The following is a 15055-nucleotide window of genomic DNA, read 5'->3' on the forward strand; positions in this document are numbered from 1 at the left end:
GTCATAAGAACCCCCTTGGTTAACGATGTTGAATCATGGTTGCTTTTTGTAAACGCGCAAGCTCCTTTCGCGAGGCCAGCTCAAAACGATTTTGCTGTAGGCCTTTTTCAATAGTGTCGAGATCAATATGTCCCGAATTCTTACGTTTTTCCAGTAAAACAAATAAACGATAGCCAGCAGAGGTTTCTATGGGTGGCGTCATGCCGCGCACAGGCGTTTGTTCGACAACAGCCAAAATCTCTGGCGCAAACTCCCCCTCATCGCTGAAGTCTTCCTCTTGCAACCAGCCTAAATAACCGCCCTCCATGGCCGATCTTCCCTCTGAAAATTGGCGCGCCACCATGGGGAAGGGCGCTCCCTGCTGCAGCAAACGCACCACCTGCTCCATTTTAGGAAACAGCTCTGACTTTGTGCGGCCATGCGTATACATGCTGATCTCCGCCAAACGATATTCTGTTTTGCCCTTTTGCACTTTTAAGCGCTGCACTTCGAGATCAATCTCTTTTTGTGTAGGCAGCATATCACGCACATATTTTTGCTGAATATATTTTCCCCAGGCCATCTGCGCCTTGATTTGCATTTTTAATATGCGCATCGGCACCTGACTTCTTGTAAAAACAGCCTCAAATTCTTGCCGCGTCATACCATTGCCTTTAGCAAGTCGATTAATGGCCTCGTCAATCTCAGCATCACCAATCTCAATGCCTGCGTCCTTGGTCGCCTTAAGCTGCAAAATTTCATCAATCATCCCTTTGGTGATCATGGTGTAAAGCTCGGGCGTTTTTTCTGTTTTGGATGGATCACTGCCTGTAATCAACAACACAAAATTCACACGATCATTAAATTCTTGCACAAAGACGGGGCGATCCCCAACCACAAACACAATGCGGCTCTCAAGGGGCTCTTCCCTGACCTCGTCTTCGCCCTCACTCACAAGTTTCTCTTCTTTGATCTCTGGGGACGCCATCTGTGGGGATTCAGCATGAACCTGCTGCTGAGCTTCCGCGTAAGCGGGCTGGAAAGAAGGCCCCTCCAAGTTCAACACAAGCATCAGGCAAAAGCATAGAATGGACACAAAGAAAGACATAAATGGCAAGCAAGATATGGTGAATAGAGTAGGGAATCATTATAGCGTCATATGGCAACCATATGAAATTAAATATTCTTCAAAGAAAAACCCATAGACTTTCATCCAATCCTGCCATGAGCTTTGCACATGCGTCCTTCAAGATTTTTTCTTGGTGGGGTTTGGATGATCACCGCCCTCAGCGGCTGCCACCAAACACCGAAGCACACAGATGATATTCTCAACAGTGCATGGAGCCCCATCACAGACAGCGCACGAGAAAAGCTTCATACATCCAAACCTCTTTATTGCTATGCAACGCTTGGTGAGCCGGAATGCTACCACATTAAGCAGTATCCCCTTGCGGGTCGCTTACAAGGCGCTTTTGTGCCCCTGACACCATCCTCTACCCCTCAAAAGAATGAGAAGCACCCAAGCGGCGAACATAACAATCACCACACCTCAGACGATCATGATCACAAGGATGTAGGTGCTGCGCAAAATTAAGAAAGTTAAGAGAGGCGTGCGTTGCTGAGAAGCAGGGTTGACCAAAAAGACTCAAGATAACGCCCCTGCTTGAGCAGTTTGGCGATCTCTTCTTCTGAAAAATTCTTTTTTACAAGCTCATCCATATGTTTTTTAAAAATCGTCTCGAGCTGTTTAAAACGCTTTTTTCCTTCATCGGAAAGAGAGATGTAGACCGAGCGCTTATCGCTGGCTGAGGGCTTTTGCTTCACATAACCACTTTTCACCATTTTTTTCAGATTGTAAGAAACGTTGGAGCCAAGATAATATCCACGATTACTGATCTCACCCACGGTGATTTGACGATTACCGATATGACACAAAATAAGGGCCTGCACATTGCTGAGACTATCTTTGCCGGCCTTTGTTTCCTTCTCAAGATTATCTAGCTCTGCCTTTACCACTTCAAGAAATAGGCGGTGCAGCCTCTCGAAGAGCATCACAAGCTCGAGATAAACACTTTGCATAAAAGACCCTTTCTTGGGAGAAGACGTACTCGTACGTTTATCATTCGGACTCATCTGTTTCCTAGTCTAATTTGGAGCATTTAATTTTAGCTTAAATCGTAACAAATAATTTAGATAAGGCTGCGCTGCAGGCTATTGCTTTTTAAAAGCTCTGTTGCTAGGATGAGCTTAGCTTGTTCTTCTTGCGGATCGTAATGGACCAGTCTCGCGCTTGGCGCACTTATTTGTCTGTCCCCTTCAATGTGTGGGTGATTGGCGTTGTTACGTTTCTGAAAAATACATCTTCTGTTGTTTTGGTGATCTTTTGCCCGGTTTACCTTTCTGATGTCTTGTGCGTCACCATGGAAAAGCTAGGTATTCTTGAAGGATTACTTGAGGCCACCTCATTTTTTTCCAGAATTGCCTCAGGTGTTCTGAGCGACATGATCAGAAAACGCAAGCCTGTGCTTATTTTTGGCTATGCCCTCAGCCTGTTGGGTCGCGTGTTTTTGACCCTCTCTTCCTCAAGTATGGGTATCATTTTTTCCAGAGCTTTTGAGCGCCTCGGCAACGGCATTCAGGGAAGCCCCCGAGACGCGCTGGTGGGGGATTTCACCACAGCCAAAAACAGGGGGGCTTGCTTTGGGTTGAGAAACAGCCTCACCGTTTCAGGCTCTATTGTCGGCGCCCTGTTGGCCATGTGGTTTATGTATTGGAGCCACAACAACTATCCTATGCTTTTTTTGCTCACCCTGATCCCCAGCATTTTGGCCATTGTGCTGTTGGCTATGTTTGTTCAAGACTCAAAACTGCCACCACGGGAAGCTAAGAAAGCACCCTTTTCCCTTTATGATGTGATCCGCAACCTGATGGACCTTCCACGCATGTTCTGGTTGTTGATGGGCCTCAGCTCTCTCATCATGCTGGCGAATGTGGGCATGGTTTTTTTGGTGATGACCGCCAAAAAGTTGGGGCTTTCTTCGGCCTATACGCCTGTTGTGATGATCTTACAAAGCTTATCCACATTTATCTTTGCCTTTCCTTTAGGCAAACTGGCGGATGTGTGGCCCAAGCGCTATTTATTGCAACTCGGCATTGTGGTGTTTTTCTTTGCCAACATGGGGATGGCTCTGACAGAAAGCCTTTATGGCGTTCTGTTTTGCGCCCTTTTGTGGGGCATTCAAATGGCAGCCATTCAAAACACCATTCTGGCCATGATGACCGGTGTGATTCCTCAACGTATCCGGGGCACAGGGTTTGGAACCCTTCAACTCTCTAATGGCGTGGCCACCTTGCTTGCCAACACCTTTGGGGGGCTTTTATGGCACAATATTTCTTATAAGATGACGTTTTTCTCGGGGGCTTTTTTGTGCTTTATTGCCCTTATCCTCTCGGCCCTTTTGCTTCCGAAGGAAGCCTAGCTGCATAGGTGCGCAGCACACAGGTAAACGACAATCCATCCACTGTGCGTGATGTCTTAAGAGGCACCCCCCGCCGGGTCATCAAAAACTGACGCCGCTCTGTCGGGGCCAGACGCTCACCTTCTGTTTTTTCCATATAAAACGCTTGAAAAACCGGCCACACTGTCATATTCCGAGGGGAGGGTCGATCTCGCTCAAACCAACGCACCACCCGCGGTTGGCTGGTAAAGCACGATACTGAGGGCAAAAACTTTTGTGTTTTGCCATCAAACATATGGGCTGACAGCGTGTGGGGAAGGCTGTCCATGTCTTGGGTAATTTTGGTAAGCAACCCCATGGGAAACAAAATGTCGTTCACAATATCTACACGACTCTGGCGCGGCTGCTCCCACACCACCGTACCTTTTTTTGACAAAGGATCATACGTGACATGCCCCTGATGATGGCACACCGTCTTTTTTCCCCGCGTCACAATATAATCAAAACGAAAGGATGTACCGTCTTTGGCTTCACGGGTTTGATAGGCCCACCGAAACGGCACCACGCGCCCCGTAGAAGAAGCGAGATAACCCGTCACTTCCTCAGCATAAGACCAGCTATCTTCTTCTTCTTCCAAGATCACCGACATATCTCCATCAAACTGGAAGGCTTGCCCCCCCTCTTCGGGGATGGTCACGCGGTAATTGGCTTCATAAGGTTGAATCACAAACAAGGGAGAGGGTCGCAAATGGGTAGCCAGCTCATCCAAAGCCTTAGCTGCCTCTTTTTCTTGCATCTTGAGGCTGGCACATAAAAACGAAGGCCACAACAGGGCCATCAAAAAAACACAGGCTGCTTGATGCATAAAAATCACGGGTCTCCGCCAATAGGGCTCAATTTGCTTTGTGAGCGCGTTTCTCAAAAAAAGATAACAGCGTTAACCCAGTCACAATAGAAAAAAAACCTAAAAAAATAAAGAAATCGAGATGCTGTGCAAAGAAAAAAAAGCCAATCAGCGCTGTGAATACAAAACGCAGCGAGCCAATAGGCAATAAAAACAATACATCGCTACACACAAGCGAGCGTGTGATGGCCATGTGCGCCAGGGCCGTGAGGCCACCTAAGATAAAAAAGATCCCCACATCGGCCCATGAAGGCATGACCCACACAGGCAAAGAGAGCACACCAAAAAAAGGCGTCATCAACACAATCAATGAAGTCACAATGGCCAAGGGCGCATCAAAAGAGGTGAGACGCTTGTTCAACAGTGTAGAACATGAAAAAGCCAACGCAGAGCCCACCGGTAAAAACACAGCCCAACCACAAGAGGAAAAAGACACGTTTTGAAAAGAGTGAGAAATCAGCATGCCGCCCACAAGCCCCAGCGCAAGGGCCACGAACCGGGTAGACGTAAAGGGCTCTTTCAAAATAAACACAGCCCCCAAAGACGTGGCCATCGGCCCTAAAAACCCCAAAGCCACAGCATGAGCCATGGGCAAATAGTGAAGTGCCTGATACCACAGCATCACCCCCAAGGCAGACAACAACACGCGCCACAGGTGCCAAAGCGGTTTTTCAAGAAACAAACACCGGCGCATATCGAAAAAGACAAAGGGCAAGAGCCACACCATGGCAAAAAGGTGTTCAAAAAAAGCCACCTCTGCAAAGGGAAAGTGCCCGATTAATGACTTGACGATGCCGTTGATGGCTGAAAAACACAAACCCGCCAGCGCCTTCCACGCAGCGCCACGCCAAGACTGATCAGGCAAAGAAAGGCGCATCCACCATCCCACCCTTATTGGTCACCATCATCAGGTTGTGTTTTTTGCAACTCTTGCTGGCGCCACAGTTTGGCATAGGCCCCGTCTTTTTTCAGCAAATCTTCGTGGGTGCCCTGCTCCACCAATTTGCCTTTGTCCAGCACCACAATAGTGTCTGCCTGCACCACCGTCGACAAACGGTGCGCCACCATGATGGTGGTGTGCCCCTTCGCGCAGGAAAACAGGCTTTGTTGAATGTGCTTTTCCGTCCGCGTGTCAAGGGACGATGTCGCTTCATCAAAAATAAAAATTTTAGGATCCTTCAGCACAGCTCGGGCAATGGCCACGCGTTGTTTTTCACCGCCCGAAAGCTTCAGCCCACGCTCGCCCACCATGGTGTCATACCCTTCAGGCAACGCGCGAATAAAGCTATCCAGGGCTGCCCCTTTGCTGGCCTTTTGAATGTCTGTGAACGAAGCTTCAGGGTCACCATAACCAATATTATAGGCCAACGTATCGTTAAACAGCACCGTGTCTTGCGGCACCACGCCAATCAGGGCACGTAAGGTATGCTGGGACAGTGTTGCAATGTTTTGCCCGTCAATCAAAATCTCACCTTCAGAGGGGTCAAAAAAGCGCATCAACAAGCTGACGGTGGTGGACTTTCCGGACCCACTCGCCCCCACAATGGCAAGAAACGAGCCCGCCGGCACCGTGAAAGACAGGTTTTTCAAAAGCGCGCGCTCTGCGTCATAAGAAAAAGACACGTTTTTAAACACAATCTCCCCCCCTTTAAACGTGAAGGGCCGCGTTTTCGGCGCATCCACAATCGCAGGCTTCGCCTCAAGAAGCGTGAAAAAACCTTCCATATCCACCAAGGCTTGCTTTAGCTCACGATAGGCAAACCCCAGGATATAAAGCGGCGCATACACCTGCAGCAAATAGGTGTTAAGTAACACAAAATCCCCCACATTCATGACGCCCGTCTCTAGGCTTGGCAAGGCCACCAACATCACCACCACAATACCCAGCGTTAAAATCACGGCTTGACCAAAATTGAGCAATGCCAGCGATTGCCGGTTGTATATGTTCTCTTTTTCATAGGTGGCTAAAAAGGTGTCATAGCGATTGACTTCAAGTTGCTCGTTCCCAAATTGCTTCACAGTGGCATAATTGAGCAAGCTGTCCACCATGCGGCTGCCCAAGGTATTTTGAGCTTTGTTCATCCGGCGCATAAACTGAAGACGCCACGACGATATTTTGAACGTGAAGGCAATATAAGCAAAAAGCGTCACAAGCACCACAAAACTGAACGTCCACGCATAGAGATAGAACAAAACAACCACAATCATGGTCAGCTCAAAAAACGTGGGCAGCAACGTGAAAACAAAATAGCGAAAAAAGTTTTCAATCGCCCGCCCCCCGCGCTCAAGAATGCGAGTCAATTCCCCCGTTTTACGATTGAGGTGAAAAGACACGTCCATCTTATGCAAATGGGCAAAAATAGCCCGCGACAAGGTGCGAATGGCGCGCTGCTCCACAGGGGCAAAAAACAAGTCACGCACCTCATTAAAAAGCGTAGACGACAAACGCACAAGGCCATAGGCGCCAATCAGCAGCAGCAATACATGATGAACCCGAGGCTCCATACCAATGTGGTCAATAATGCGTTTATAAATGATGGGCACACCCAAGGCCGCCACACGCGCCAGCACAAGACACCCAAAACTGATACACAAAAGCAGGCGCGAGGGAAGCGCACATGACCAAAGGGCGCGCCACAAAGAACGCACGGCCGTACTTTCTGAAGACATAGGCTTTTCAACGCTTTTTTCTTAAGGTAACACGAATCGCCCAAAAGGTGGGCAAAAAAGAAGGGCTAAATTAGGCATTGACACAACATGGCAACCTTTCATACTGACACTGACTGGCAAAAGCGCCCTTAGCTCAGCTGGATAGAGCGTCGGCCTTCTAAGCCGAATGTCGCAGGTTCGAGTCCTGCAGGGCGTGCCATGGGTTGCTCCGTATGTTTTGATGGCGAGCCTTATGATCCAATTCGCTTGTTTTGAACCTGAAATTCCTCAAAATGTGGGCACCTTGATCCGCACAGCCGCGTGTTTAGGGTGTGGCATGCACCTGATTGCCCCTTTGGGTTTTGTGATGAGCGATAAACGCATGAAACGCGCCCACATGGATTATGCTCAAAATGCCCATGTTGTGTTGCATCCTCACTGGGAGGCGTTTATGTCCTATGTGCAGCAGGTGCGCCACCAAGGCGGGCGCCTCTTAGGCCTCAGCCCGCGCGCCAGCCAGCATTACCACGACCTTACTTATCAAAACAACGATATTCTTCTGCTGGGCTCTGAAAGTCAGGGGTTGGGAGAGCATCAAGAAACTAACTGTGACACACTTGTCTCCATTCCCATGAAACCTGGCTATCGTTCGCTGAATATGGCCATCTCAGCCTGTTTTGTGTTGGGAGAAGCCTTGCGTCAAACTCATCTCTTCCCTAAGATACAGTGATTTTTAGCGATGACGTTAAACGATTCTTCACGCCCCTTTGTTGTGATCACCCCTTGTGGAGGTTTTTATGAAGCAGCACACATCCCCCACCATTCAGCATGTCTTTACCGATGTTGCACCCGTTTATGATGCCATGAATGATTGGATGAGCCTTGGGTTTCACCACACCTGGAAGGATGTGTTTGTTCAGCAACTTCCGTGGGACATATTGAAGAAAAAACAAGACCTTCACATTCTCGACATGGCCACAGGCACGGGTGATATTCCTGATCGCCTCGAACGCTATCTTCGCTGCCACCATATCCAAGCCGCCATAACGGTGAGTGACCACAACGAGGATATGCTGGCCAAGGGAAAGCAAAAGCATCCAGACAAACCATGGACATGGCGCTTAGAAGATGCCACCGCACTTTCCTTCAAGGATTCATCGTTTGATCTGTACACCGTCTCCTTTGGTTTGAGAAATATGCCCCCGCTTGACAAAGCATTGAGCGAAGCTTATCGCGTACTGAAAAAGGGGGGAGTTTACTATGTCCTTGAATTTTCGCACCCGCCCTCTGCTTGCCTTCATGGTCTCTATGCGCTTTACACGCATCTGTGGCTCCCGGCTTTGGGTGCTTTTTATGCAAAAAAGCCACAAGCCTATGACTATCTCATCCAAAGCATTAAGAACTTTCCCAAGGCGCCCTTACTGGAAAGCATGATGAAGTATGCAGGCTTTCACAACACGGGGTTTACCCTTGTGTGGGGCGGCATTGTGGCCATCCATTGGGGACAAAAGGTTGATTGTTAACCGGCAAACCCCCTCGTTCCTCTTCTAGGCCCTGGATGCGTGCCTGTTTTCTTCGCATGCCTGTGAACGCTCATATTCGATCAAGGCTGCTTTCATGTCACCCCCCCAGCGATACCCACCCCTATGGCCATCAGACCTTATCACACGATGACACGGGATCAGCACGGGCAGCTCATTGCACCCCAGCGCATGGCCAATCGCGCGTTGTGCGTGCGGCTTGTTGATGTGCGCCGCCAACGCCTGATAGGTGGTGACCGTCCCAGGCGCAATTGACAAAAGAGCATGCCAGGCATGAAGACAAAAAGAGGTTTGCTGCAGAAAAACAGGCCCCTCAAACCTCTGCTCAAGAATAGCATGACCGCACGCGGCCACTGTTTGATCACATCGCCGGCCCCATAAAGCAGGTGCCTCGCCTTGGTGTGCGCCATGAAGCAGGGGGCGCACATGCACCACAACTTTGCCCATCATCACCACACACAGGTGCCCAAAAGGCGCACGAATCAGCCCATACACAGCCGTGGATGGCGTGAGTTTCAACGGTTGCCCCTCAGGCAACACCGGCCCCTCTCGCCATGCGCGCAGAGATGGCAGCAACAAAGAAAAATGGCTTGACGGCATGATGAAAACTTTTTACAGAGAAATAACGCAAGATATAGCATAACCCCCCCCCTCTCAAAGCACACCTTCATGAACACCTTGGATATTTTTGAGCAAGAGCCCTCCATTCAGCATGGGTTTTTTGGCGTGCCTCCCCACGCACCACGGCACTTTGCTTCGCCAGAGGAGGCCATTTCTTATCGGCAACGCAATATGGCCCATGCGCTTGAGATGGGGCATATGGCCAAGGCTCAACCCGTTTTGCTCAATCAAACCCACAGCGCCCACGTGCATGCCGTTGATGGGACCTTCTTGGCCTCTTATCAAGATGACCTGCCTCCTGACGGCGATGGATTGGTGACACACCTTCCCCATGTGGCCTTAGGGGTGCGAACGGCTGACTGTGGCCCCTTGTTGTGGATGGACCCTGTGTCAGGCATCATCGCTGCTTCTCATGCAGGATGGCGCGGCGCAGTGCACGGCATTGTGGAGGCTACGTTAGCAGCAATGATGAAGCTTGGCAGTCAAAAAGAAAACATCCATGTTGTGTTAGGCCCCACCATCAACAAAGCCCACTATGTGGTGGGTGAAGATTTTTATGACCAATGCCTGGCGCAAGATCCCCTCACAGCTGAATCTTTTTCACGCGCTCCCACGCTTGTGTTTGACCTTCCCGGATTTTTGATGAAAAAACTTCATGTCTTAGGCGTTCACAACTGCCATAACTTGGGGCAGGATACATTTTTGAATCCATCGTTTTATAGTCGCAGATCCAGCTTGGCTGTTTCTGGGCACTATGGATCGAACTATGCTTTCATCATGCTGAAAACTAAAAAAATTTGATGATAATTGCTTTTTTCATAAAATTAAGATAGAATCCTGTCATAAAAGACCTAGCAAAATGCCAACAATAAAGGAATATCACATGAACACGAAAAGCGGGTTATCTTTTCTTCTGGTCGGTACGTTGACACTTTTTATGGCGGCGTGTGAGCAAAAGGAAGAAAACACAGAAGATATGACATCTGCTGATGAAGCTACGGAAATTCTTTCTGACTCAGACATGTCGTCTTCTGATGACGCCACAGAAAGCGCCCCCAGTGACGATGCCGTGACAGATGCCTCCTCTGCACCTTCAGGAGAGTCGGAAGGCATGGCTGCCGAAGATTCTGGCGCAGCTGGAGCCGAAGGTGCTTCTACGGACGTGGCTTCAGATAACGGCAATCAAACCACATAAACCCTTTTTTACCACGTGTTAAGCGTGTTTTTCCTTTTTAGGCGAACCATGAGCGGGTTGGGCGCCATCAGCAATAGATGACCACCCTTCCCAAGTAGGCCCGTTGATTTTTTGTTGCGTTTCGTCGTGTCGTGCCTTTTCTTCCCTGCTGATGGTGAACAGGCGCGGCACGTGTTGTTTGGTTTTCTTTGGGTTGATGGGTGCGGCTGCGGCTTTTTCTCTTTCAGCGTGTAAAGAAAGCTGAGGTTGCTTCCCACCCAAAAGCTCAAGATACACAGCCGCCAACAATTGTGCATCTATCAATGCTCCGTGCTTATCTCGCCCTGTATTGTCAATCTGGAAACGACGACACAGCATATCAAGACTGGCCGGCGCGCCGGGATATTTTGTGCGTGCGAGCCTGAGTGTATCCACAACAGGATTAGACAAGGTTTGTTGCCCAACGCCTGCAAATTCTGCAGACAGAAATTTCATATCAAACCCTGCGTTGTGAATCACCAGTGGTGAATCTTCTAAAAAGGTGATCAGCTCTGCGGCAATATCTTCAAAAACGGGAAAATCAGCAAGAAATGTGGCGCTGAGCCCATGAACAGCAAAAGCCGGGTTAGGCATATCGCGCATGGGGTTGATATAGGTGTGATAGGTGCGACCTGTAGGTGTGGCATTGATCAACTCCACACACCCCACCTCTACAATACGGTGCCCTTGAGATGGATCAAGGCCGGTGGTTTCTGTATCTAAGACAATTTCACGTTTCATGATCGCCTTTCAGAGTGAGGTTAATTCGTGTAGCAGCTATCTGCCACAATGCTTACTGCTGAATCAAACACTTTTGATCCGGCAACGCAATGGGCTCTGTTTGCCAAGACAGCGTTTTCTGAGACCAAGACAACACCTCAGGAATGCTCGTGGACGCCAAAAAATCAATGTAGGTAATACTCAACGACCGATCCACCTTTAATAGGTTACCAGGGGTGACCCCACAGCCATAATCTTGATAACGCACCGCAAAATAGGGTTGCACAGCCACAGAAGGAATCACACGAATCAGGTCATCTAAACGCTGCATCTTTTGGCGATCCATGGCATGAATGCGGGCAAAAGATACTGCGGGCCCATTCACAGGAAAAGAAGGAAACACCCTATCAAAAACACTCCCTGGCGTCACCTTAGACACCATCAAAGACCCAAAGGGAATGTTATACAGTGCATAACAAAGCAGGTCTGTCTCATAGAAAAGCGCGCCCCCAAAAAGAACCATTTTTTCGATCACATACGACCACGCATCGTCCAGCATGACGTCCACGTTTATTTTTTTTCCACTCCGAAACACGGTAAGAGACAGCGGTTTTTTGATGGTGTGTGCGGCCATCATGCGCTGACAGGTGGCCAAACTGGGCCCCACCAAAATCCCATTCACTGCCCAGATCACATCCCCAGCTTTAAGGGGGGATTCAGGCATAGCCTGATGAACAATCAGACCCTGCGCCAAGGCTTGAGGATAGTGGGCGAGAAACGTTTGCAATTCCTTTTCAGGGAAATGAGTATATCTAACTGCATCGACAAGAGATGCGGAAATAATATCTACCCCCTTGATGAATACGCGTGCCGGCTTTTTACGTGCCTTCAGGGCCACACACACATCTTTCAGATAATCCACATGCAACACACGGGAGAACGTTTGCCCCGAATCGCAGACAAGCCCCACGCACGTGCCATCCTTGGCGATCACTACACCACCATCTGTGCCACCAGGTGTGCTCAAACTCACGCGAAAAGCCTGAAAGGTAAGAATGCCCCCCGTTTCATAAAGGCTGGCAATAGAACCCCCTTGGACCACCTCTTTTGCGCCATGCTTGCTGAGCAGCGTGACCTCCTCACTCAGCGACATCTGGTCGGCAAAATCAGAGATCTCTTCTAAGGGTTCAAAAACCTTTTGTGGGTCAAAAACCAAAATCTCAATGGGCAACAAAGGGTCACGATAAAGGCTTTTGGCCCCCACTTTTTGCCCCCCCGGAAGCGTGATTTCATAGGTCGCTACAGTGGGGCCTGCATCTTGAACGCCTATGATCGTCACAATCCACCCGCGCTTTTTGTCACACACGAAACCGCCGCGATATACCACATCAGGATTTCTGTAAGCGGCAAGGGAAATGCTTTTTTTCACACTGACCAACGCTTTTTTCGCGCGCTCCACCGGGGCAAGCGGGGTGGCCCCTTTTTCCTGGCTCACACACGGCGATCCCCATAGGCCAACCATAAGGATAAAGGTAATGATCTTAAACACGCGGCTCTCCATGACATAAAATTGATGACACTTTCCATGCTCTTTCTTTCAAAGAGTATTCAATCAGCTCAGGCAGGGTGTTTTGGGATATATGATAGGTGATCCCACACTGGTCCTGAGCATTATTATAAAAAAACAAGCCACTGTATCCCACAGGCAATGGCGGAAACCAACGTACATTGAGAATAAAGTTCTTTTGCTTCACCAGCGCTGGAATGCGACCCACAAGCAACGGGAATGTAAAATCTTCTATTTGGCAATGGCGGAAGCCCAAGTGTTTGGGCGTGTCTCGATAAGCGCTAAAAGAGGGTGTCAGCCCCACATCAAAGGACGAACCCGGGGCCATATACCCCACCAAAAGCGCGCCGGGAGCAACCCCAAACTGCCAACGCATAAAATCATTAGCTTCAAAAAAAGTGGCGCCACCAAACACAAGAAGCTTTTTAATCGTCACATCATGAAGATTATAGAGTGAGACCTTTTTCTGCATACGTTGGCCTTGTCGATAAAAATCAATCATCACAAAGGAACGCTCTGTCTCATTCATCACTTTTTCAAACTGGCTGAGATCTGCCCCCACATCTTTACCATCCACTTTCCATATCACATCCCCAGTCATGAAGATGCCCTCTGCGGGTGACCCCTTTAACGAGCCCACCACCATCAACATGCGGGCATTACTTTGCGGGTGCGCCTTCATATAGGCTCGGGCAACTGCCTCAGGAAATGCACGAAAGCGCATACACTCATCAAGAGACATAAGATGACACACAGCGCCCACATGCTTTCGAGGCGGCGTCTTTCCCTTCAATATGGAGGTAAGCGCTGTGGCAAATGTGCGCGCATGAAGAATAAAAGCTGTCCCCAGATTATCACCTGCATAGTTAAGACCCAAGACATGGAGGTTGTCGTTGACCAAAGGTGAGCCGCTGCTGCCGCCACGAGAGTTCATAATGGCACTAAAGGAAGGCTCGGGCAAAAACCCGGCAATTTGAAAAAGGCTGGTCACAAACCCTTTTTGAAAAGAAAAACCTTGCCCCTCATTATTGCCAACAATATACACAGATTCTCCCATACGTGGCTTCTTAAACACATTCAGGGCACGCACGTTAGGTGGGATATGTGATGGTTTTTCAATCTCCAAAAAAGCAAAATCATGCCAGGGGTCTCTGTAAAGAAGACGGGCAGGAAGCTTTTGTCCGTTGGCAAACGTAATGGTATATGTGGCCACAGACCCATACCCCACCACGTGTTGGTTGGTGAGAATAATGCCGCGACCTTTATGGCATACAAACCCTGTCCCGCTGTGTTTGCCCAAAGAGTCATAGGCCGAACGGGTCACATGCACATGAATGCTGACGACGGCATTTTTAAGGACTGTTTGTTGTTTTTGCGTCAAAGCACGGAGAGGGTGGGTCAGACAAAGCACAGCGCCTAAGGCCAAAAACCACACCAAAAACGAAACGGGGGAAAAACCGTTAAAGACCTTTTTTACCACGCCCTTGCTGCCCCAGGTTTCTGAAAACCTTCTCAAAAGAAATCTCATGATACTCACGGTCCATAGGTGTTATCTCCGCATTCATCACATGCATTTGATGTGCTTTCGTGTCAATCGTCTCAACATGACGCAATCTGTCTTTTTTGTCAAAAACAAGCAAAAAAGCCGTCGCCTCGCCCATCCGGGGCCTCAATAAGGAAACGGAAGATGTGGTTTGATAGTGCACATAATAGATCTGATGCGGGTCAAAGGAAGACACAAGGGTAGGCGCACCTAAGTCATGATCAAGGGACGCTTGTGTTGTTTTGCCCACGCGGACGGAGGTTTTAACATCCTCTGCAGACCCCATCCATCCATGGTCAAGGGATCGCCTTACGCACGCTGATAAAACAAGACAAGATAACGCAAGAAAAACAAACCGCATTGGTCATGGTGAAACACCCACCCCTTTTTGTCAACGTTAAATCCCACTCCCCCCGCTGCGTTTTTGAGAGGCGGCCATCCCCGTTCATGGATCTGGTGATGGCTCTTCCTAAGCGTGATAAAAAAGCCAACGCAAAGCCTGCTAACGAAGATACATCATCAAAAAATTAGCCGCGGAAGGCATTTGATTATCCCCTGTCTTCGGCGTTGCATGTCGTGGGTAAATGTCTTAAACTGGGGACGACCTTTTTGAGAGACTATTTTTTATGAAGAAAGATCTTCACCCCCCCTATCACGAAATCACTGTGATTACCACATCAGGGGAAAAGCGTGTGATGCATTCCACCATGGGCAAACCTGACGATGTTTTGCGTCTGGATATCGATCACCTTTCTCACCCTGCGTGGACAGGTCAGAAGCGCTTTGTGCAAAAAGGTGGGCGTATGGACCGCTTTAAAGATCGCTATGGTGATCTTGGCAAACTTTAACCAAGACAAAGG

17 protein-coding genes and 1 tRNA gene are annotated in these 15055 nt (G+C 49.0%); 8 read left to right on the top strand and 10 right to left on the bottom strand.

Translation table 11 applies throughout. From position 1 onward, the window contains the following. Positions 1 to 19 precede the first annotated feature (19 nt). Positions 20 to 1051 carry a peptidylprolyl isomerase gene (locus tag IG82_RS0103040; RefSeq protein ID WP_031934151.1) on the bottom strand — a complete coding sequence of 344 codons (1032 nt, stop codon included), beginning with the start codon at positions 1049 to 1051 and terminating at the stop codon, positions 20 to 22. Positions 1052 to 1216: 165 nt separating this feature from the next. Here IG82_RS0103040 and IG82_RS0103045 point away from each other — a divergent pair, with 165 nt between their 5' ends. Beyond that, positions 1217 to 1573, top strand: coding sequence for a hypothetical protein (locus IG82_RS0103045; RefSeq protein WP_156095337.1), 357 nt, complete (start codon positions 1217 to 1219; stop codon positions 1571 to 1573). Between the two features lie 5 nt (positions 1574 to 1578). On the opposite strand, the gene IG82_RS0103050 is transcribed toward IG82_RS0103045, so the two are convergent. Next, complete coding sequence (locus IG82_RS0103050; RefSeq protein WP_031934153.1) at positions 1579 to 2112, bottom strand: MarR family winged helix-turn-helix transcriptional regulator; 534 nt, start codon at positions 2110 to 2112, stop codon at positions 1579 to 1581. 140 nt (positions 2113 to 2252) lie between these two features. Between IG82_RS0103050 and IG82_RS0103055 the strand changes: the two genes are divergently transcribed. Continuing rightward, positions 2253 to 3458, top strand: coding sequence for an MFS transporter (locus IG82_RS0103055; protein ID WP_031934154.1), 1206 nt, complete (start codon positions 2253 to 2255; stop codon positions 3456 to 3458). On the opposite strand, the gene IG82_RS0103060 is transcribed toward IG82_RS0103055, so the two are convergent. From IG82_RS0103060 to IG82_RS0103070, 3 genes are read right to left on the bottom strand one after another with little or no spacing between them, the layout of a single operon-like run. Further along, the gene (locus tag IG82_RS0103060; protein WP_172642870.1) at positions 3421 to 4275 is read right to left on the bottom strand and encodes an EipB family protein; all 855 of its coding nucleotides are present in this window, start codon (positions 4273 to 4275) and stop codon (positions 3421 to 3423) included. The genes IG82_RS0103055 and IG82_RS0103060 overlap by 38 nt on opposite strands. A 55-nt stretch (positions 4276 to 4330) precedes the next feature. Continuing rightward, positions 4331 to 5218: a DMT family transporter gene (locus IG82_RS0103065; protein WP_156095339.1), complete on the bottom strand. Its 888-nt coding sequence runs from the start codon at positions 5216 to 5218 to the stop codon at positions 4331 to 4333. A gap of 14 nt (positions 5219 to 5232) precedes the next feature. Next, positions 5233 to 7011 (bottom strand): ABCB family ABC transporter ATP-binding protein/permease, encoded by a 1779-nt coding sequence (locus IG82_RS0103070; protein ID WP_052545643.1) that lies wholly within the window; start codon positions 7009 to 7011, stop codon positions 5233 to 5235. A 122-nt stretch (positions 7012 to 7133) separates the two neighbouring features. On the opposite strand from IG82_RS0103070, the gene IG82_RS0103075 reads away from it, so the two are divergent. The 3 genes from IG82_RS0103075 to IG82_RS0103085 all read left to right on the top strand — a co-directional run bounded on the left by IG82_RS0103075 (position 7134) and on the right by IG82_RS0103085 (position 8513). Further along, positions 7134 to 7210, top strand: a tRNA-Arg gene (locus IG82_RS0103075). Between the two features lie 33 nt (positions 7211 to 7243). After that, the gene (locus tag IG82_RS0103080; protein WP_168338491.1) at positions 7244 to 7720 is read left to right on the top strand and encodes a tRNA (cytidine(34)-2'-O)-methyltransferase; all 477 of its coding nucleotides are present in this window, start codon (positions 7244 to 7246) and stop codon (positions 7718 to 7720) included. Between the two features lie 67 nt (positions 7721 to 7787). Continuing rightward, on the top strand, positions 7788 to 8513 hold the full coding sequence (locus IG82_RS0103085) for a ubiquinone/menaquinone biosynthesis methyltransferase (protein WP_031934159.1): 726 nt from the start codon (positions 7788 to 7790) through the stop codon (positions 8511 to 8513). Positions 8514 to 8537: 24 nt separating this feature from the next. Here the strand turns inward: IG82_RS0103085 and IG82_RS06930 are convergent, their stop codons facing one another. After that, entirely contained in the window at positions 8538 to 9131 is a 594-nt protein-coding gene (locus IG82_RS06930; protein WP_052545645.1) for a methylated-DNA--[protein]-cysteine S-methyltransferase, read from the bottom strand. A gap of 69 nt (positions 9132 to 9200) precedes the next feature. Between IG82_RS06930 and IG82_RS0103095 the strand changes: the two genes are divergently transcribed. Then, entirely contained in the window at positions 9201 to 9953 is a 753-nt protein-coding gene (locus tag IG82_RS0103095) for a purine nucleoside phosphorylase YfiH/LACC1 family protein (protein WP_052545646.1), read from the top strand. Positions 9954 to 10035: 82 nt separating this feature from the next. Beyond that, on the top strand, positions 10036 to 10347 hold the full coding sequence (locus IG82_RS0103100) for a hypothetical protein (RefSeq protein WP_135957909.1): 312 nt from the start codon (positions 10036 to 10038) through the stop codon (positions 10345 to 10347). A gap of 18 nt (positions 10348 to 10365) precedes the next feature. Here the strand turns inward: IG82_RS0103100 and dnaQ are convergent, their stop codons facing one another. The 4 genes from dnaQ to bamE are packed head-to-tail and all read right to left on the bottom strand — an operon-like array spanning position 10366 to position 14481. Beyond that, entirely contained in the window at positions 10366 to 11106 is a 741-nt protein-coding gene (dnaQ, locus tag IG82_RS0103105) for a DNA polymerase III subunit epsilon (protein WP_082192030.1), read from the bottom strand. A gap of 52 nt (positions 11107 to 11158) precedes the next feature. Then, positions 11159 to 12634, bottom strand: a complete 1476-nt coding sequence (locus IG82_RS0103110; RefSeq protein ID WP_172642871.1) for a S1C family serine protease — start codon at positions 12632 to 12634, stop codon at positions 11159 to 11161. Further along, positions 12627 to 14132, bottom strand: coding sequence for a S1C family serine protease (locus tag IG82_RS0103115; protein ID WP_031934165.1), 1506 nt, complete (start codon positions 14130 to 14132; stop codon positions 12627 to 12629). Before IG82_RS0103115 ends, IG82_RS0103110 begins: the two co-directional genes overlap by 8 nt. Beyond that, positions 14113 to 14481, bottom strand: coding sequence for an outer membrane protein assembly factor BamE domain-containing protein (bamE, locus tag IG82_RS0103120; protein WP_031934166.1), 369 nt, complete (start codon positions 14479 to 14481; stop codon positions 14113 to 14115). Before bamE ends, IG82_RS0103115 begins: the two co-directional genes overlap by 20 nt. Before the next feature lie 340 nt (positions 14482 to 14821). On the opposite strand from bamE, the gene rpmE reads away from it, so the two are divergent. Continuing rightward, on the top strand, positions 14822 to 15043 hold the full coding sequence (gene rpmE / locus IG82_RS0103135) for a 50S ribosomal protein L31 (RefSeq protein ID WP_031934167.1): 222 nt from the start codon (positions 14822 to 14824) through the stop codon (positions 15041 to 15043). Positions 15044 to 15055 lie beyond the last annotated feature (12 nt).

Origin of the sequence: Candidatus Hepatobacter penaei (assembly GCF_000742475.1) — a bacterium.
Taxonomy (GTDB): domain Bacteria; phylum Pseudomonadota; class Alphaproteobacteria; order Holosporales; family Hepatobacteraceae; genus Hepatobacter; species Hepatobacter penaei.